This is a genomic window from Microbispora sp. H10885, assembly GCF_014161415.1.
GTDB lineage: Bacteria > Actinomycetota > Actinomycetes > Streptosporangiales > Streptosporangiaceae > Microbispora > Microbispora triticiradicis.
On record NZ_JABBWY010000002.1, the window covers coordinates 419329 to 438625 of the forward strand.

The window sequence follows — 19297 nt, forward strand, 5'->3', positions numbered from 1 at the left end:
ATCAGACGCGGAACGACTCGCGGGCGAGGCGGCGTACGCGGTCCTCGTCGACGGTGTGGCCGAGACCGGGCTGGGTGAGCGGCACGGCGACGACCCCGCCGGACGCGCCGACCGGCGGGAGCACCACCTGAGCGCTGCGCGGCGGCTCGGCCACGTCGCTGGGCAGGGTGCAGCCGGGCAGGCTGGCGACGGCGACCGTCGCGGCCCGGGCCAGGCCCGCGCCGAGACCGCCGGCGCAGACGATGCCCCACCCGGCCTCCGCCGCGTGGTCGTGCGCGCGCCGCACCGCGCCGAGCGAGCCGAACCTGGCGGGCCGCAGCAGCAGCGCCCGGCCCGCGCCGAGGCGCGTCGCCTCGTCGAGCTCGGCCACGGAGGCCACCTCGACCGCGACCGCGGCCGACACCCGGTCCTGCAGGTCGGCGCTGGTCAGGAGGTCCTTGAAGGGGCGCTCGATGGCCACCACCCCATAGGCGTCCAGCGCCTCCAGCTGGGTGATCTCGGTGTAGGCGCCGCGCCCGTCCACCGCGATGGCCAGGCCCGGGTAGGCGGCGCGCACGGCCCGCAGCGGCTCGACGTCCCAGCCGGGGTGGACGTCCAGCGTCACGTGCCCGTAGCCCGCGCAGACGTGCCGGTTCACCCGGGCGACCATGCTCTCCAGCGAGCGGTCCGCCGCCAGCCTGACCGTCGCGATCAGGGACGTGCGGGTGCCGCCGAGGGCGTGGGCGAGCGGGACGCCGTTCATGCGGCCCCACAGGTCCCAGCAGGCCATGTCGCCGGCCGCGCCGCCCGGATTGTCCCCCAGCTCCGAGGGGTGTTCCCAGTCGAGGCCGACGAGCGCGGGCAGAGCCCGCTCCAGCGGCCCGGCCGCGGCCGGATCGACGGCCTCGCCCCAGCCGACCATGCCGCCGTAGTCCGTGATCTTCACCAGGACGGTCTCCGGACGCCTGCCGTACGGCAGGGTCATCCTGAAGACCTCCAGCTCCCGGATACGCGGCACTCGGATCCCCTCGTTTCTTCCCCGTATCCCCGCCGGCGGCCGTTCCGTGGCGTCATGCCCCGGGCGGCCGGCCCGGCCTGCTCCACGGCGGGATTTCCGGGAGTCCCTAGACCTCCATGGTGCCCGGTTCGCGGCGGTGCTCGAACCGGCCGCCGACGACCGCGGCCGTGCCGGCCATCACGACCAGCAGGCCGAGGCACGTCACGTAGACCCACGACCTGCCCCCGTACGCCGCGAACAGGGCGCCGGTGACCGCGACGGCGACGACCGCGAAGACCGACTCGCCGATGCTCAGCGAGGCGCTGTTGCGGCCCTCCTCCCCCGGCGCGGACAGCTCCAGCACCAATACCGACAGCGTCGGGAAGACCATGCCGATGCCCAGGCCCGCCACCAGCCAGCCCGCGAACGCCACGACGACCGGAGTGGCGGGGACGACGACGAGGGCGGTGACGCAGATGCCGGCGGCGATCAGCGTCGCGCCGAGCCGGATGGTCAGCGCCCGCGCGTGGGGCCTCCGCCCCTGGATCCACGAGCCGAGCGACCAGGCGAGGGCTCCTCCGGTGAGCGCGAGACCGGCCTCGGCCGTGTTCAGGTGCCGCTCCCGGACCAGCATCAGCGGGACGAACACCTCGGCGGCGAAGAACGACCCGGCGCCCAGGCCCCGCAGCGCGATCACCGTGGGCAGGCCCCGGGCGGCGCGCAGCGTGCCCCGGGGCAGCAGTCTCGGCAGCGCCAGCGCGAGGACCACCAGCCCGGCGCCCGCCAGCAGGACCCCTGCGCCCGCCGCGCCGCTGCCGTACTGCAGCAGGGCCGCGCCGACGGCGGCGCACACACCCCAGGCGAACCGGGGCAGGAAGGCCCGGCCCATCGCCTCTCTCGGCTGCCCGGCCGGCGGGGGCAGGCCGCGCCACATGACCAGCGCGGCGGGAACCGACAGCACGGCCACGCCCAGGAAGATCCAGCGCCAGCTCCAGGTCTCCGCCACGAAGCCGGTGACGGCCGGGCCCACCACCGACGGCAGCACCCACGCCGCCGCCAGCGCCGAGAACACCTTCGGGTGCATGGCGGAGGGGTACGCCTGGGCGACGAGGACGTACAGCGCCACGTTGAACAGGCCGCCGCCGAGTCCCTGGAGGAACCGGCCGGCGAGGAAGACCTCCATGGCGGGCGCGAACCCCGAGACCGCCAGCCCGGCGACGAACCCCGCGACCCCCGTCCACAGGGCGGGGAACGGCCCCCGCGCGTCGCTCCAGCGCCCGCCGACCACCGTGGCGATGACGTTGGCCGCCATGCCGCCGCTGAACGCGAGCCCGTAGAGGCGGTAGCCGTTCAGCTCCCGGCCGATCAGCGGCATCGCGGTGGCAACCGCCAGATACTCGAACGCCACGAGCATCACCAGGGCCACGATCCCGACGCTCAGGGAGCGGTAACGCTGGCCGAAGACGGTTGGAGCGGACATTACCGAAGTCATGATACGGACCTTACAAATCATCGTCCGGGTGGCGTTATCCGGCATTGGTCGTAGGACCGGCGCTCGATGGCGGCCGCCATCAGCTCGGGGAAGGCGTCCGGGGTGCAGGCGAAGGCCGGCACGCCCATCGCGGCCAGCGCCGCCGCGTTCTCGCGGTCGTACTGCGGCGCCCCCTCGTCCGACAGCGCGAGCAGCACGATCACCTGGACCCCGGCGGCGGTCAGGGCGGCGATCCGGCGCAGCATCTCCTCCCTCGGTCCTCCCTCGTACAGGTCGCTGACCAGCAGGAGGATCGTGTCGGCCGGCCGGGTGACGAGGGTCTGGCAGTAGGCCACGGCCCGGTTGATGTCGGTTCCGCCGCCGAGCTGGGTGCCGAACAGCACCTCGACCGGGTCACGCAGCTGATCGGTGAGGTCCACCACGGCCGTGTCGAAGGCCACGAGCGAGGTCCTGAGCGCGCGCATCGAGGCGAGCACCGCGGCGAAGACGCCCGCGTACACCACCGAGACGGCCATCGAGCCGCTCTGGTCGACGGCCAGCACGACGTCCCGCCGGACACCCCGCTGCCCGCGGGCGTACCCGACGAGCCGGGACGGCACGACGGTCTTCCGCTCGGGCAGGTAGTTGCCGAGGTTCGCCCGGATCGTCCGGTCCCAGTCGACCTCGGCCGTCCTCCTGGGCCGGTGCGTCCTCGCCGAACGGTCGAGCGCGCCGCTGACGGCGGCCAGGGTGCGGCGCGTCAGCCGCGCCTCCAGATCCCGCACGACCGTGCGGACGACGGCCCTGGCCGACTCGCGGGCCCGCTCCGGCATCAGCCGGTTCAGCGACAGCAGGGTGCCCACGAGATGGACGTCGGGCTCGACCGCCTCCAGCATCTCGGGCTCCAGCAGCAGCCGGGTCAGGTCGAGCCGTTCGATGGCGTCCTTCTGCATGACCTGCACGACACCGGCGGGAAAGTGTTCCCTGATGTCTCCCAGCCAGCGGGCCACCCGCGGCGCGGACGCGCCGAGGCCGGCGCCGCGCCGCTCCTGCTCGTCGTAGAGGGCCGTGAGCGCCGCGTCCATCCGGGCGTCCGCGCCCTCCAGCGCCCCCTCCAGGCCCCCTTCCGCCGCTCCCTCCGCCGCGCCGCCCAGCATTAGCCGCCAGCGGCGCAGCCGCTCCTCCTCGCCGCCCATCAGGGCCTCCCGTCCATAGCGCCGGACATCCCGTGGCCCAGGATCTCCCGCACGGTCCGGCCGGCCGCCGCCGCCAGAGCGTCGTCGTAGTCCGCCCCGTCGCCGGGTCCCGAGCCCGATGCCGAGCCCGGCGGGGAGCCGGAGCGGACCCGCCGGCCGATCATCCGCCGCTCCGGCGCCGGGAAGGCGCCGAACGTGCGCCGCAGCAACGGCAGCACGTCCACGAATTCCTGGGAGGACAGGCCGGTGAGCCAGGCGTCGACGGTGGCGAGCAGGCGCGCGTCGTGGACGAGCAGCAGGCCGCCCCCGGAGAGGAAGCCCTCCATCCAGGCCGCGGACCGGGCCGGGGGGTTGCCGGGCGACATCGACCGCGCCATGCGGGCGGCCACGTCGTCCTCCAGCGCCCCGGCGTCGAACAGGATCCGCACGATCCGGCCGTCGAGCAGCCCCGGCAGGTCGTCGCGCCGGGCGATCCCGGCCAGCGTCGTGAGCCACCGGCCGCTTCCCATCAGCCCGGCCGCCGCGTGGACGCCGTCCACCAGCGCCGCCATCTCGCGGGCGGCGTCCTCGTCCAGCCCCGTCAGAGCGGGGGACAGCCCGGCGCAGATCCGCGCCAGCATCGACTCGGTGACGCCCGCGAGGCCCTCGGTGCCGCGCACGTCCCCGTACCGGCGGGTCCGCACGAGCGCGGGCAGCGCCCCCATGAGGTGGCGCACCTCTCCGTCGAGCGCCGCCCGGTCCTCGATCCGCCCCAGCACGTACGGCAGCGCGCCGGGAAGGTGGGCCGGCAGACAGCGTTCGACCAGCGCGGCCAGTTCGGGCAGGCCCGCGCCGCCCGCGAGGTCGCGGACGCGGGACGTCGCCGCCGCCTCGACCGTGATCCCCCAGACGGCGGCCTCGACGAGGGCCACGTCGAGCTCCGGGCGCCACTCCAGCGACCACGACTCCTTGAACGTCCCCTTGCCGCGCGCCGGCCGCGGAGTTCCCCATGGCACGTCCAGCAGGGCGAGCCGGTGCAGCAGCCGGCTGCGGCCGAGGTCGAGCGGCCTGCGCAGGTCGAGGTCGTGCTCCCCGGTCAGTGCCTCCGGCTTCATCCGCAGCCGCCGCTGCTCGTCGCGCAGGTCACGCCGCAGCGGCACCATCGGCGTGGAGTCCGGCACCCGCCCGAGCCGCTCCCCCACGACCATCCGCCGCTGGACCAGCTCGACCGGCAGCTCGTCACCGCCGCACAGCACCGCCCGCACCGCCTCGGTGACCTCCGACAGCCCGGCGAGCGGCCTCCCGCGCAGCGCGGCCAGCCCTTCGGCCAGCCGTACGGCCTCGATGACGTGCGCGGAGGAGACGGGCAGGCCCTCCTCGCGCAGGATGGCGGCCGCGCGGGCGAGCCAGCGCTCCACCGGGTGGCCGGGCGCCGTGAACAGGTGCTCGTACCACCCGGGCGCGGCGACGCCCGCGCCGTAGCCGGCACCCGCCGCGAGCCGTCCGTGGGTCCACGGCACCCAGGTCATCTCGACCCTGACCCTGGGCAGGCCGCGCAGCAGCCGCTCGTCCTCCGCCGCCGGGCCGGTCCCGGCCCGCGGAGCGGACCCGCCGGCGCGACGTCCCGGCAGGCCCGGCGCGGATGGTGTCAGCCCGGGTGCCGATCCGGGCGGCGTCGATCCGGGCGGCGTCGCTCGGGACAGGGCCAGATCGGGCGCGGTGAACTCGGGCGCGGTGAACTCGGGCGCAGTGAACTCGGGCGCAGTGAACTCGGGCAGGGTCAGCGCGGGCAGGTGCCAGGCCCCGCAGACCACCGCGATCCGGGCGAAGCCCTCACGCACCGCCTTCCGCAGCGTCCTGCGCATGTACGCCTCGCGCCGGGCCTCCGTGCCCTCCGCGACGTGCCCGTCGCGTACCGCCCGCATCGCCTCGGCGACCACGTCGAGCGTCCCGGACTCGCCCCGGTGCTCGACCAGGTCCTCCCACCACCGCTCCGGGTCGTCGTACCCCGCCGCGCGGGCCAGTTCGCCGATCGGATCGCGGCGTGCGGGATCGGTGTCGAGCGCGAGGCTGTGGCCGGCGGGCAGGTCGCAGAACCGCACCTCGGCGCCCGCCCCGATGCCATAGATGATCGCCTGCCACTCCGGCGAGAACTCCGCGAACGGCCAGAAAGCGGCCCGCGACGGCTGCCCTGGCACGTACGCCAGGAGCGCGACGGGCGGGCGCATGCCGGCGTCGGCGGCGAGCGCCACCAGGCCGTCGGCCTCGGGCGGGCCCTCGACCAGCACGAGATCGGGCCGGATCCTGGTCAGCTCGTCACGCACCGCCCTGGCCGATCCGGGCCCGTGATGCCGCACTCCGAGCACCCACACCCGCGGCCCGCCCCGGCCCACCCTCGTGTCCTCGCCCCCGCCGGTGTCCCGGGCCCGGCCTTCGCCCCCGCCCACATTGGTGTCCCCACCCCGGCATTCGGCCCTGCCCCCACCGCTGTCCCCGGCCCGGCCCTGGCCCCCGCCCACATTGGTGTCCCCACCCCGGCATTCGGCCCTGCCCCCACCGGTGTCCCCGGCCCGGCCCTGGCCCACGTTGGTGTCCTCGACCCGGCCTGCGCTCGTGTCCTCACCCTGGCCCTCGGCCCGGCTCTCACTCGGGCCGGGCGAGGCGGCGGCGGTCTCAGCCGGCATCGCGGCAGGCCCGGTAGAAGTCGCGCCACTCGTCGCGGTCGCGGACGACGGTCTCCAGATATTCCTGCCACACCACGCGGTCGGACACCGGGTCCTGGACCACCGCTCCCAGGATGCCGCCCGCGACGTCGGCCGGGCGCAGCACGCCGTCGCCGAAATGGGCGGCGAGCACGATCCCGCCGGTGACGACCGAGATGGCCTCGGCCGTGCTCAGCGTGCCGGTGGGTGACTTGACCTTGGTCCGCCCGTCGGCGGTCACCCCCGCGCGCAGTTCGCGGAAGACCGTCACCACCCGGCGGATCTCCGCCAGCCCGGTCACGGTCTCCGGCAGCTCCAGGGAACGGCCGAGCTGCGCCACGCGCCGGGTCACGATGTCGACCTCCTCCTCCAAGGTGGCCGGGACCGGCAGCACGACCGTGTTGAACCGCCTGCGCAACGCGCTCGACAGGTCGTTGACCCCGCGGTCGCGATCGTTGGCGGTGGCGATGACGTTGAAGCCCTTGGCCGCCTGCACCTCCTCCCCCAGCTCCGGGATCGGCAGCGTCTTCTCCGACAGCACGGTGATGAGCGCGTCCTGCACGTCGGACGGCATGCGGGTGAGCTCCTCGACCCGGGCCAGCCGTCCGTCCGCCATCGCGCGCATGACCGGGCTCGGCGTCAGCGCCAGACGGGAGGGGCCCTCCGACAGCAGCCGCGCGTAGTTCCACCCGTAGCGGACCGCCTCCTCCGCCGTGCCGGCCGTTCCCTGCACGAGCAGCGTCGAGTCGCCGCAGGTCGCCGCGGCGAGGTGCTCCGACAGCCAGGTCTTGGCCGTGCCCGGCACGCCGAGCAGCAGCAGCGCCCGGTCGGTGGCGAGCGTCGCGACCGCGACCTCGACGATCCTGCGCGGGCCGATGTACTTCGGTGTGATCTGACCGCCGTCTCCCAGCACGTAGGTGGTCACCGCCCAGGGCGAGAGCCGCCAGCCCGGCGGTCGCGGCCGGTCGTCGGTCTTCGCGAGGATCGCCAGCTCGTCGGCGAACTGCTCCTCCGCGTGCGGGCGCAGAACGGTGGTCACGAAAGCTCCTTCAGCATGTCGAAGCGGAACCGCAGGGTCGCGGCCAGCTCGGGCACCTCTCCCGCGTGGGCGTACGCCGCGGGATCGAACCGCTCGCCCGCGAGCCGGATCAGCTCTCCGGCGTTCCACGGCTGAGTCCGCGTGGTCTCCACGATCTTCTTGAGCACGGCCCTCGCGAGCCGGGACCCCCAGGGCCGCGGCACGCCGCCCAGCATCATGACCAGCTGGCCGTCCACCGGGTGGCCGGCCACCAGCTCGGCCGCCCGGTGAGATCGCTCCTCGGGCGGGAGCACGGCCAGCAGGTCGGTCAGCGGCTCGGCCTCGAACAGGGCACGCGCCCACGTCGCGTCCCGCTGCAGGATGGCGGCCCGGGTCCAGCCCATGCGCACCTCCCGCTCCCAGTCGCCGATCCTCGTCCGGGCGATCTCGTCCGGCGGCATGCCGAGGTGACCCGGCCAGAAGGACAGCGGAGTGTGCGCCACCACCTGCTGCAGCCACCAGCCCCGCGTCTCCATGCCGGCGGGCGGCCGGGCCCGCACGCCGTCGCGCTCCATCTCGCCGTCGCAGTCCGCCGGCGGTTCCGCCGAGATCCCGGAACCGTTCCCGGTCACGAACCGGGACGCCCGTGCCGTCATCCGGTGAGCCAGCCGCGACCGCGGCAGGCGGGTGAGGAGGTCGGCGGCGGCCTGCCGCACCTCACGGCGCCGGTCGTCGAGCGCCGCCTCAAGGAACGGCTCGTCGGCCATGCCGAGCCCCTCGGCGAGGATCGTGACGAAGACGGCCCGGTCCTCCGGCGTCTCCGTGCTCCAGCCGCGTGCCAGCAACTCCCGCGCGGCCGCCGGATCGCGCCGGCGTGTGGCGGCGAGGAAGGCGCGTCTGTCTCCGCTCGTGCCGAGCTCCCACACCTCCCCCGGCGGCACGTGCGCCGGTTCCTCCAGCAGGTACGCCCAGGCGGAGTTGAGTCCGGCGAGCCAGCGGCCCCGGGCCCCGGTGACCGCCCCCAGGTGCGCGCGGATCGACCGGTCCCGCGCTCCGAGATCGAGCAGCGCGGGGATCGTGGCGGCCGGCACGCGCACCCGCCGCGCGGCCGCCGTCTCCAGCCACTCGGTCAGCAGCCTGTTCTGCTCACCCGCGAGCATCCGGGCCAGCCGGTCCGCGGCGGCACGGGGCACGGGCGGCAGCGTCTCCGACGCGGCCGGAGCCGGCGGCGTGCCCCTCCCCGGCCGCCGCCCCGCGCGCATCCGGACCACCTGCTCGGCGGCCCGCTCCAGCAGGCTCTCGGGCGGGACGGCGCGGCGGCCGGCGCCCACCAGCGCGGTGGACACCAGTTCCTCCCACGAGCCGGTCATCGGGCGGCCCTACTCACCAGGGGAACCGCGCGGGCCCGTCCTCCGGATACCGCCTCCACCGGTCGGCCTGCACCGAGGCCGGTCGCTCCGCTCGGGAAGCGGGGCGAGCGGCCGGGAGAGGCGGCCGGTCGCCCGCTCCGCCGGACAGGCGTCGCGATCCTGAAGGTGGGCCCCGCCGGCAACGGCGCGGCCACGATCGGAACCGGCGTCATAGGCGCATCACCTCGCCCTCCTCGTCCCAGACCGTCAGCGGGAGCAGCCCGCGCGGCGTCCACTCGGCGGCGACCGTCACCGGCCGCCCGCCGGAGACGGCCAGCAGCCGCCACGGGACGCCTGCGGCAGGGTGCAACGGCAGGTACGGCACCAGCACCGCTCCCGCACCGCCGGTCCCATCGCTGTCGATCCCGGCACGGTCGGCCACCGCACGGTCGGGCCCTTCACTGACGACCCCAGCACCATGGGCCCCCGCACTGTAGGGCCGCCCCTTACTGTCGACGCCAGCACCATCGGCCCCCGCACCGGCGGGCCCCTCGCTGACGACGCCCGCACGGTCGACCCCCGCACCGTCGGGCCCCTCACCGTCGGCGAGGCCGTCCGGGCAGGGGACGACCCCGGCGAGCACCAGAGGCCAGGAGTCGGTCCAGGGATCGGCCGCGAGCACCTCCGCGATCAGCGCGGGGACCCGCGAGATCTCCGTCCCTGGTGGCGGGCCCGCCTCGACGTCGCCGTGCCGCACGGCCACCAGGGCGCGCAGCGGCGACGCGCCCGGGTAGAAGGCGAGATCGGCGTCGATCGTCGTGCCCGGCGGCGGGAACGACTCCGGCGGCTGCCCGACCGGCGAGAACGACAGCACCATCGCCGGGCGGCCGGTCGCGCGGCCCGCCAGCCACACACGCCGGGCGACGAGCCGCTCCTGCTCCTCGTCCCGGCAGCCGACGACGTCCCAGTGGTCCCGCACCACCGGGCCGGCCAGCACCGACTCCCTCGTGACGGGGAAGCCGACCCGGGTCCGTACGGTCTGCCGCAGCGGCCCGGGCAGCGCGTCGGCGCGGCGGTGGGCGACGGCCAGCAGATGAAGCAGCGCGTACTCCCCGAGAAGGAGACCCGGCCAGTCCTCGGCGCCGAGCACCCGGGGCAGCCGGGTGACGATGCCCGCCACACCCGGCGCCTGAGCGTCGACCAGCCGCCTGGCGAGGTCGTCCCAGCCGGCCGGGCCCGTCTGGCGCGCCTGCGCGATCCCCTGCCCGATCTGGTCGGCCAGCCACCGCTCCAGCTCCGACAGTCCCGCGGCGACCCTGCCCTCACGCTGCTCGGCCTGCCCGCGCCTGACGGCCGCCCGCCCGGCCGCTTCCCCGGCACCGGTGCGGGCGGAAGGCGCCTCGATCGCCTGGTCCCGGCTCCGTCCTCGCGTCACGCGCCGCAGACTAGCCAGCGCCGCCGACAAAAACGCCTTCACCTCGGGACGGGCGTCTGGCCCTCTCCTGGCACGCCGCGAACGGCACCGGTCCTGCTGTTCCAGCGGTGGCGCCGGAGGGGAACGGAGGCCGTGGCGCGGCCTGTCGCGGTGGCCTCAGGGTCCCGGTGCCTCAGGGTCCCGGTGCCTTGAGGTGCCGGTGCCTTGAGGTGCCGGTGGCCTCAGGGCGTGCGCCGCGCGAGGAACACGAACTCCCGGCCCGGACGGTCCGGGGCCTCCCGCACGTCCATCACCTGGTAGCCGTTGCCGAGCAGGCTCGTCTCCACCTCGTCGCGGTCCCGGAACCGCAGCGTGGAGTCGGAGGTGACGACCGTGCCGTCCGCGAGGAACTCGAAGGTGTATCGGAAAGAGACCAGCGGCAGGGTGACGGCGGTCACCTCATGACGGCGCCGCACCGGTCCGATCCCCGCGACTTCCAGGGTGACCGGAGCGGAGTCGGCGGCCCACTCCTCCCATGCCCGATATCCGGGACGCCTCGTCTCGAACACGAGGTGACCACCCGGGCGGAGCGCGGACCGGACTCCCCGCAGGGTCCGGGTCCAGTCGTCGTCGGTGAGGAAGACCTGCGCCACGTTTCCGGTCATCACCGCGAGGTCGAAGCCGAGAGCGGGCAGCGACGTCGCGTCGCCGTGGACCCAGGTGACTCTTCCGGCCGGGTCCTTCGATCTCGCCACCGCAAGCGACGCCTCGGCCGGATCGACCCCGACGACCGTACGGCCGCTGTCCGCGAGCAGGACCGCCAGGCACCCCGTGCCGCATCCGATGTCGAGCACGCGGCCCGCGCCCAGCTCGTCGGCGATGCCGAGGTAGGCCGCCAGATCGTCGCGGGCGCCGCCGAAGGCGTCGTAGACGGCCGCGAGGCGCGGATGAGCGAAGATCGCGTCAGGCACGCCACGACCATAACCGCGAGCGCCCCGACCCGGCGTGTCCGTCTCTCCGTCCTATCCGTCCCGCGGCCGAGGCCCGGAACGCCTCGGGAGGCCGAACGCCGCTCCGGCCGCGGTCCCGGGAACTGTCGGTGCCGTCTGACAGGGTCGGAGTATGAATGAGATCCCCGAGGCGAACTACTCGAAGAAGTGGTACGGCGACTCCCGGTCCGCTCCCGTCCTCGTCGGCGACGAGCGAGAGATCCTCACCGCCTCCCTGGACTGGCACCGCGAGACGTTCGCGCTCAAGTGCTCCGGCGTGCCGAAGGAACGGCTGTCCGACCAGGGAGTGCCGCCGTCCGTGCTGAGCCTCCACGGCATCCTCCGGCACCTCGCCGGCGTTGAGCGGTGGTGGTTCCGCATCCAGTTCGCCGGTGAGGACGTCCCGCTCCTCTACTACTCGGACGACGACCCCGACCAGGACTTCGAGGATCTGGGCGGGGACGTCGACGAGGCGTTCGCCGTGTGGCGTGCGGAGTGCGAGCGCTCCCGGGAGATCGTGGCCGCGGCCCGGTCGCTGGACGAGACCGGTGTCAAGCGGGCCACCGGCCAGCCGATCTCGCTGCGCCGCATCCTGGTCGACATGATCGCGGAGTACGCGCGCCACAACGGGCACGCCGACCTGCTCCGCGAGCGGATCGACGGCGCCACGGGCCACTGACGCTCCGCGCGGGCCCGCGCGGGCGGACCCGGCCGGGTGAGGTCACCGGCCGGGCAGGTCCCGCCACAGGTCGATGCCGTCGACCGCGCTCACGGGGGTGACCAGACGGCCGAGGCCGTCGATCTCGATGGTCACCTCGTCGCCGGGCGTCAGCGTGAAGTCCGACTCCGGCACGAGGCAGGTGCCGGTCGTCAGGATCACCCCGTACGGATAGCGGTCGGCGCGCAGGAGGTGTTCGACGAGGTCCTCGATCCGCCGGTGCAGCCGGCGGGTGCTCGCCGAGCCCGCCCAGATCTCGCGGGAGCCGCGCGAGATGGCGAGCCGGATGCCGAGGTCGTAGGGGTCGGGAACCTCCCAGGAGGGACGGATGCCCGGGCCCAGCGCGGTGGCGCCGAGGTACATCTTCGCCTGGGGAAGATACAGCGGGTTCTCGCCCTCGATGGAGCGGGAGCTCACGTCGTCGCAGACGGTGTATCCGGCGATCTCCCCGCTGGCGCAGACCACCACGGCCAGTTCCGGCTCCGGGACGTCCCAGGACGAGTCGGGCCGTACGGCGATGGCCTGCCCGTGCCCCCGGACCCGCCAGCCGAGCGACTTGAAGAACAGCTCGGGGCGAGGGGCGTCGTACACCCGCTCGTAGATGTCGGGCTCGTGGCTCTCCTCCTTACGCGCCTCCCGCGATCTCCGGTAGGTGACGCCCGCGGCCCATACCTCCGTCCACCGGTCCACGGGCGCGGCGAGTGCCAGTGTCACGGCCGGGCCGGACGCCGCCGCGAGGGACCGGCGGAAGTGGTCGAGGCCGGACGAGAGCGCCTCCCCGAGCGAGAAGTCCTCCGGCAGCAGCCGGTCGCCCTCCTCGTCGCGCACGGCCCAGCGGGCGGGCCCGGGGACGCCGGTGTCGTCGGAGAGGTGGCCACGAACGAGTCGCATCAATGTGTGCCTTCACGAGTCGATGGGTTCCGGTGACGCGGGTGCCGCGGCCCCGCGTATACGACAGCGTGTACGAATCGGACCGTGAGAGGAAGGGTTTCGGTCACCGGGTGGGGGCCGACGCCGTCGTCACGGTTCTGTCGGGGCACCGTGCCATACTCGCGAACGTGGTCACGCGTACGCCGCAAAGGGTGCTGATCGGGCGTTCCTCCGAGCTCGATCAGCTTCTGGGCGTGCTCGACGGCGCCGCGGCCGGGCTCGCGGGCGTCGCCCTGGTGGGCGGCGACGCGGGGATCGGCAAGACGCGGATCGTGACCGAGCTGTGCGACCTGGCGCAGCGGCGGGGATTCGTGACGCTCGCCGGGCAGTGCGCCGAGCTCGGCGACGCCCTGCCCTACCTCCCGCTGGCCGACGCGCTGCGCACCGCCGCCGCCGAGCCCGGAGGGCCGGTCGGCCCGGCCGTCACCGCCCGCCCCGCCCTGCGGCGGCTGCTGCCCGGCGACGACGCGGGCCTCGCCGAGGAGACGGCCACCGGCGGCCTCGCCCAGCAGCGTCTGTTCGGGTCGGTCCTCGACATGCTGTCGGAGGTGGCCGGGCGCCATCCCGTGCTGTTCGTCTTCGAGGACCTGCACTGGGCCGACCGCTCGACCCGTGATCTGCTCGTCTTCCTCACCCGGATGCTGCAGCGGGAGCGGGTCTGCCTCGTCGGCACCTACCGCACCGACGATCTGCACCGCCGCCACCCGCTGCGCCCGGTCCTGGCCGAGCTGCGGCGCCTGCCGCTGGTCACCGCCGTCGAGCTGCCGCCGCTGGGCGACGACGACATGGCGGCGTACCTCGCCAGCCTCGACCGGTACGACGACGGCCCGGCCGGCGCGGAACGGGAACACGGCTTCGGCGCCCTGATCGAGCGGGCCGGGGGCAACCCGTTCTTCGCCGAGGAGCTGCTGGCCGCCAGCGCCGATCACAGCCGGCTGCCGGGCACCCTCGCCGACCTGATGCTCGCGCGGGTGGAGGCCCTCTCGGACACGGCCCGTCAGGTGCTGCGGATCGCCGCGGTGGCCGGGCGCCGGGTCGGCCACGACCTGCTGCGCGAGGCCGCCGGGCTGGGGGACCTGCCGCTGGAGGAGGCGCTGCGTGAGATCGTCTCGCGGCGGCTGCTCACGGCGGGCAGCGACGGATACGCGTTCCGGCACGCGCTCCTCCAGGAGGCGGTGTACGACGACCTGCTGCCGGGCGAGCGGACCCGCCTGCACGCCACGTTCGCCGCGCTACTCGCGGAGCGCGGCGGCTCCCCCGCCGAACTGGCCCACCATCACCTCGCCGCCCACGACACGCCGGGGGCGCTGCGGGCCTCGGTGGAGGCCGGGCGGCTGGCCTCCCAGCTGGGGGCGCCGGCGGAGGCGCACCGGCACCTCGACCGGGCACTGGAGCTGTGGGACCAGGTGCCGGCCTCCGGGCGCCCGGCCGGGGAGAGCCGGCCGCGGATCGCGCTGGCGAGCGCCGCCGCGGCCGCGGCCGCCGGTGACTCCCACAGGGCGTCGGGTCAGTTGCGACGGCTGCGCCGGGAGGCGGACGATCCCGTCCTCGTCGCCGAGATCGGCGAGCGGCTCGCCTACTACCTGGCCGACGCGGACGACGACCGGGACGAGGCGACCGCGGCGGCCCGGGAGGCGGTGGACCTCGCGCCGCACAGCCCGCTGCTGGCCAGAGCCCTGGCCACGTACGCGCGCACGCTGTGGTGGAGCTACCGGATCGAGGAGGCGACCACGACGGCGGCCAGGGCGCTGGAGGTCGCGCAGGAGACAGGCGCCCGCGACGCCGAGGCGAGCGCCCTGGTCGTGCTGGCGCTGTCGGAGGAGTCCTCCGACGACGTCGAGCGCGCCGTCGACCTGCTCACGCGCGCCACCCGCCGTCCCTCGGGCGACCTGTCCATCGACCTGCGGGCACGGTTCAACCACGCGCGCATCCACTACGAGCACGGCCATCTCGCGGACGCCGCCCGCATCGCCGAGTCCGGCGTACGGCTGGCCGCCGAGACCGGGCTGACCTGGAGCGCCTTCGGCACCGATCTGCGCTTCCTGCACTACCTCATCCACTACGCGGACGGCGACTGGGACGCGGCCGAGCGGCTGGCCGCTGCCTTCGGCGTGCGGGTCGGCACCCGCGCGGAGGCCCAGCTGTCGTCGTTCGCCCTCTTCGTCGAGGTGGGCCGGGGACGCGCGGGGGCCGAGGAGAGGCTGCGGTGGCTGACCCCGTTCTGGTCCGACGAGCTGGTCAGCTACATGGCGCGCGGGATGGCCGCCGAGCACGCCCTGTGGCACGGCGACCCGGAGACCGCGCTCGAACACGTCGACGCGATCCTCGCGACGCTCGAACCGTTCGACCCCGGCCTGATCCGGATCGCGGCGACCGGCCTGTGGGCGCTCGCCGATCTCGGCCGGACCGGCGAGCACTGCGACGACCTGCTGCGACGGGCCAGGCACGCGGCGGCCAACGGACCCAACGGCCCGCGAGCCCGGATGGGCCCGGAGGGTCTCGCCTGGCTGGCCCGGGCGGAGGCCGAGTGGCACCGCGCCCACGGCACGGCGGACCCGGAGGTGTGGCGGCGCGCCACCGAGGCCTTCGGCTTCGGCTTCGTCTACGAGGAGGCGCGGTCGCGCCGCCGGCTGGCCGAGAGCCTGCTGCGGACGGGTGACCGCACGGCGGCCCACGCCGAGTGGGAGCGGGCGGTGACCGTGGCCGCGGCGCTGGGAGCCGGTCCGCTGCTGGCCGCGCTGCGGGAGTCCGGGGCGCGCGCCGGTTTCCGGGACCCGACCGCGGCCGCCCCCGCGCCGGACGTCCAAGCCGGTGGTGCGAGCACGGCGCACAACGGGAGCACGGCAGGCGGCGGGAGCACGGCAGGCGGCGGGAGCACGGCGGGCGGCGGCGCCTCCGGGCGGCCAGGCGGGCCCTCGGCCGGCCGGGAGCCGGGGCGGCTGGCCGGGCTCACCGCGCGCGAGCGGGAGGTGCTGGCGCACGTCGCGGACGGCCTAGCCAACCGCGAGATCGGCGAGCGGCTGTTCATCTCCCAGAAGACGGTCAGCGTGCACGTCTCGAACATCCTGGCCAAGCTCGGCGTCTCCAGCCGCACCCAGGCCGCCGCGGTCGCCCACCAGGAAGGCCTGACGGGCACCGGAGATGGAAATACTGTGTAACCGAGGCCTGAGACCAGGAGCAATCGCGGAGGTGGCAGTGGCCCGGCAGATCGTTTCCGTCGTCGGTGGTGACGAGCTCACTTCGGGCACGCCGTACGCGTCCGTCAACCCGGCGCGGCCCTCGCAGACCGTGGCGGACGTGTCGCTCACGGACGCGGCGGGCTTCGCGGACGCCTGCCGCGCCGCGTCGGCCGCCCAGCGGGAGTGGGCGCGCGTCCCGGCTCCGGTGCGCGGACGGGTGATCGCCTCGATCGGCCGCCTCGTCGAGGCCAACACCGAGGCGCTGGCCCGCCTGGTGACCGAGGAGATCGGCAAGCCGTACGCCGAGGCGCTCGGCGAGGTCCGCGAGATCGTGGACACCTGCGACTTCTTCCTCGGCGAGGGCCGCCGCCTCTACGGGCAGACGATCCCGTCGGAGATGCCGGACAAGAGCCTGTTCACCTTCCGCGTGCCGGTCGGGGTCGCGGCGGTCGTCACGGCGGGCAACTTCCCCGTCGCGGTGCCCTCCTGGTATCTGGTGCCGGCCCTGCTGTGCGGCAACGCGGTGGTCTGGAAGCCCGCCGAGTACGCCGCGGCGTCCGCGCACGCGCTCTATCGGCTGTTCGCCGCGGCCGGGCTGCCCGGCGGCGTGCTCAACATCGTGTTCGCCGACGGGGAGCAGACCTACGCGGGGCTCGACCGCGCGCTCGGCGAGGGCACGGTGCAGAAGGTCGGGTTCACCGGCTCCAGCGCGGTCGGCCGCCTCGTCGGCGAACTGTGCGGACGGCACCTGCAGTCGCCCTGCCTGGAACTCGGCGGCAAGAACCCGATGGTCGTGCTGCCGGACGCCGACCTCGACCTCGCCGCTGAGGGCGCGTTGTTCTCCGGGTTCGGCACGGCCGGTCAGCGGTGCACCTCCCTCGGGACGGTCATCGTCCACGAGGACGTGCACGACGCGTTCCTGCGCAGGTTCGCCGACGCCGTGCGGAGCGCGAAGATCGGCGACCCGAACGGCGACGTGCTGTACGGCCCGCTGCTCGACCAGAGGTTCGCCGAGCAGTACGAGGAGTACCTGGGCTGGATCCGGCCGCACCACACCGTGCTGCCCGGCCCGGTGGGCCGCATCGACGGCGAGGGCCTGTACTACCACCCGGTGATCGTGGACGGCGTCCGCCCGGACGACCGGCTGTTCCTGGAGGAGACGTTCGGCCCGATCGTGGGCGTGACCACCTTCTCCACCCTGGACGAGGCGATCGACCTCGCCAACCGCCCGGGATACGGCCTGTCGTCGTCCGTCTACACCTCCGACCCGAAGGCCGTGTTCCGCTTCCGTGAGGGCGTGTCGGCCGGGATGGTCAGCGTCAACAACTCGACGTCCGGGGCGGAGGCGCACCTGCCGTTCGGCGGGAACGGCAAGTCGGGCAACGGCAGCCGGCAGAGCGGCATGTGGGTGCTCGACCAGTTCACCCGCTGGCAGGCGATGAACTGGGACTACTCGGGCCGGCTGCAGAAGGCCCAGATGGACGTCGCGGAGATCATCCCCGACCTGGGCTTCCGGCTCTGACCCCGCGTCCTACCGCCGGCCGCGGAAGGTGCGCCGCAGGTCGTCGACCCACTCGCCGGGGATCTCCCAGGGGATGAAGTGGCCGCCGCGGTCGTGGGCGGCGAGGTTCACGAGGTTGTACCAGGCGGCCCTGTCGCTGCCGAGGAAGTGCTCCACCCGCTGGTCGGTGCGGACGCCCGGCGGGTTCTCGTGCCCGACGAAGGTGATGCCGGTGGGCGCCTCGACGACCGGCCAGCGGTCGTGGGAGGGGGTCCACGGATAGCGGTTGTTGTTGGCGTAGGTGCGGATCGAGGTGCCGATCGAGTTCGTCACCCAGAAGATCATCGCGTGGGTCAGCAGGTCATCCTTGCTGAAGACGGTCTCGACGTCGCCGCCGTTGTCGCTCCAGGTGACCCAGCGTTCCAGGATCCAGGCGAGCATCCCGGCGGGCGAGTCCGACAGGCCGGCGGCGAGGGTGCTCGGGGCGAGCACGTGCGCGGCGAGATGGACGGCGAAGCGCTTCTCCAGGGCGACGACCCGGGCGTGGACGTCGGCGGGCAGGCCCTCGGGGATGGGCCGGCCGCCGCTGAGGTCCCAGGCCCGGTCGCCCGAGAACAGCGTGAGCTTCTGCCCGGAGCCGATGTGGACGCCCAGCAGCTCATCGGCGTACTTGTGCCCGAGCTGGCCGGTGACCAGGGCGCCGACGTCGCACCCGGCCGCGGCGTACCTCTCGTGACCGAGGACGCGGGTCATGAGGACGTGCCAGATGTCGGCGATCTTCCAGAAGTTCATGTCCGGATGGCCGGGCAGCGGGGTGGAGAACCCGAAACCGGGCAGCGACGGCACGATCACGTCGAACGCCTCGGCCGGGTCGCCGCCGTACGCGCCGGGGTCGGCCAGGGGGTCGATCACCCTGGACCAGTGCCAGAACGTCCAGGGCCAGCCGTGGGTGAGGATCAGCGGCGTCGGGGCGGGCCCGGCGCCGGGCCGCCGCATGAAGTGGACCGGCACGCCGTCGATCTCCACCTGGTAATGCTCGTAGGCGTTGATCGCCGCCTCGGCCGCCCGCCAGTCGTACCCGTCGCGCCAGTAGGTGACGAGCTCCCGCAGGTAGGCGCCGTTCACGCCGTAACGCCAGTCGTCGTTGCCCACGTCGTCCGGCAGGCGGGTCAGCTCCAGGCGGCGGCGCAGGTCGTCGAGCACGTCGCCGGGCACGTGGATCGGCCGCGGCTCCAGCGGGAACGCCCGGTCCCCGGCGCCGTGGGTCCCGATGGTGTCGGTCGTCTCATGGCTCGTCATCGTTTCCTCCAGCCGTCGAAGGGGGGTCACCCGGCACGGCCCCCTCGTGCAGCTCGACCATCCGGGCCAGGGCCGGGAGGGCCGCCGCGATGGCGGCCCTCTCCCCGGGCCCGAGCCGGGCGGCGAGGTCCGCGAGCCGGGCCATGCGCTCGCTGCGCCGCCCGTCCACGATCGCGGCGCCGGCCGCCGTCACCCGCACGAGGACGGCACGGCCGTCCGACGGGTCCGGGCGGCGCTCCACCAGGCCATCGCGCTCCAGCTTGGTCACCATCTGCGTGATCGCCGACTGCGTGACCTGCTCGCCCGCGGCCAGGTCGGTGAGCCGCTTCGGGCCGCCGCCCGCCAGCGTGTGCAGCACGGACAGCGTGGTGAAGCTCAGCCGCCGCTCCGCGGGCAGGCGGATGTGCATGCGCGTGAAGTCTTCGAGGACGCGGGTCAGCTCCGCCACGCTCAGCTCGGGGAAGTCGGGCACGCGGCAAAATATATCAGAAACTTAATTAAGCAACTGAACCATATGAGAACGGCGATCCCCGGTGGGGGACGCCCACCGGGGATCGCCGTTCGGAGATAGCGCGG

The 19297-nt window shown here is 74.6% G+C and carries 14 protein-coding genes; 3 read left to right on the forward strand and 11 right to left on the reverse strand.

Features of this window, described 5'->3' with window-relative positions:
* Position 1: 1 nt before the first annotated feature.
* The 8 genes from HHX37_RS06870 to HHX37_RS06905 all read right to left on the reverse strand — a co-directional run bounded on the left by HHX37_RS06870 (position 2) and on the right by HHX37_RS06905 (position 11076).
* Positions 2-997: an enolase C-terminal domain-like protein gene (locus tag HHX37_RS06870; RefSeq protein WP_138460053.1), complete on the reverse strand. Its 996-nt coding sequence runs from the start codon at positions 995-997 to the stop codon at positions 2-4.
* Between the two features lie 106 nt (positions 998-1103).
* The gene (locus HHX37_RS06875) at positions 1104-2456 is read right to left on the reverse strand and encodes an MFS transporter (RefSeq protein WP_259406254.1); all 1353 of its coding nucleotides are present in this window, start codon (positions 2454-2456) and stop codon (positions 1104-1106) included.
* A 29-nt stretch (positions 2457-2485) separates the two neighbouring features.
* The gene (locus HHX37_RS06880) at positions 2486-3643 is read right to left on the reverse strand and encodes a VWA domain-containing protein (RefSeq protein WP_182884863.1); all 1158 of its coding nucleotides are present in this window, start codon (positions 3641-3643) and stop codon (positions 2486-2488) included.
* Complete coding sequence (locus HHX37_RS35510) at positions 3643-6306, reverse strand: DUF5682 family protein (protein ID WP_220502640.1); 2664 nt, start codon at positions 6304-6306, stop codon at positions 3643-3645. Before HHX37_RS35510 ends, HHX37_RS06880 begins: the two co-directional genes overlap by 1 nt.
* Positions 6296-7363 (reverse strand): ATP-binding protein, encoded by a 1068-nt coding sequence (locus tag HHX37_RS06890; RefSeq protein WP_182884864.1) that lies wholly within the window; start codon positions 7361-7363, stop codon positions 6296-6298. Before HHX37_RS06890 ends, HHX37_RS35510 begins: the two co-directional genes overlap by 11 nt.
* Entirely contained in the window at positions 7360-8712 is a 1353-nt protein-coding gene (locus HHX37_RS06895; protein ID WP_182884865.1) for a DUF5691 domain-containing protein, read from the reverse strand. The genes HHX37_RS06890 and HHX37_RS06895 overlap by 4 nt, the downstream gene beginning before the upstream one ends.
* Positions 8713-8920: 208 nt before the next feature.
* Positions 8921-10126: an SWIM zinc finger family protein gene (locus HHX37_RS35515; RefSeq protein ID WP_220502726.1), complete on the reverse strand. Its 1206-nt coding sequence runs from the start codon at positions 10124-10126 to the stop codon at positions 8921-8923.
* Positions 10127-10347: 221 nt separating this feature from the next.
* Entirely contained in the window at positions 10348-11076 is a 729-nt protein-coding gene (locus HHX37_RS06905; RefSeq protein WP_182884866.1) for a class I SAM-dependent methyltransferase, read from the reverse strand.
* A gap of 151 nt (positions 11077-11227) precedes the next feature.
* On the opposite strand from HHX37_RS06905, the gene HHX37_RS06910 reads away from it, so the two are divergent.
* Positions 11228-11773, forward strand: coding sequence for a DinB family protein (locus tag HHX37_RS06910; RefSeq protein WP_182884867.1), 546 nt, complete (start codon positions 11228-11230; stop codon positions 11771-11773).
* A 42-nt stretch (positions 11774-11815) separates the two neighbouring features.
* On the opposite strand, the gene HHX37_RS06915 is transcribed toward HHX37_RS06910, so the two are convergent.
* Positions 11816-12703 carry a fumarylacetoacetate hydrolase family protein gene (locus tag HHX37_RS06915; RefSeq protein WP_182884868.1) on the reverse strand — a complete coding sequence of 296 codons (888 nt, stop codon included), beginning with the start codon at positions 12701-12703 and terminating at the stop codon, positions 11816-11818.
* A 167-nt stretch (positions 12704-12870) separates the two neighbouring features.
* On the opposite strand from HHX37_RS06915, the gene HHX37_RS37610 reads away from it, so the two are divergent.
* A complete protein-coding gene (locus tag HHX37_RS37610) occupies positions 12871-15900 on the forward strand; it encodes a helix-turn-helix transcriptional regulator (RefSeq protein WP_310740284.1) in 3030 nt (1009 codons plus the stop codon).
* Positions 15901-15931: 31 nt separating this feature from the next.
* Positions 15932-17443, forward strand: coding sequence for an aldehyde dehydrogenase family protein (locus HHX37_RS06925; protein ID WP_310740285.1), 1512 nt, complete (start codon positions 15932-15934; stop codon positions 17441-17443).
* Positions 17444-17452: 9 nt separating this feature from the next.
* Here HHX37_RS06925 and HHX37_RS06930 read toward each other — a convergent pair whose 3' ends face one another.
* Both HHX37_RS06930 and HHX37_RS06935 read right to left on the reverse strand, forming a co-directional pair.
* Positions 17453-18721: an epoxide hydrolase family protein gene (locus tag HHX37_RS06930; protein ID WP_182884870.1), complete on the reverse strand. Its 1269-nt coding sequence runs from the start codon at positions 18719-18721 to the stop codon at positions 17453-17455.
* Positions 18708-19193 (reverse strand): MarR family transcriptional regulator, encoded by a 486-nt coding sequence (locus HHX37_RS06935; RefSeq protein ID WP_310740286.1) that lies wholly within the window; start codon positions 19191-19193, stop codon positions 18708-18710. Before HHX37_RS06935 ends, HHX37_RS06930 begins: the two co-directional genes overlap by 14 nt.
* Between the last annotated feature and the right edge of the window lie 104 nt (positions 19194-19297).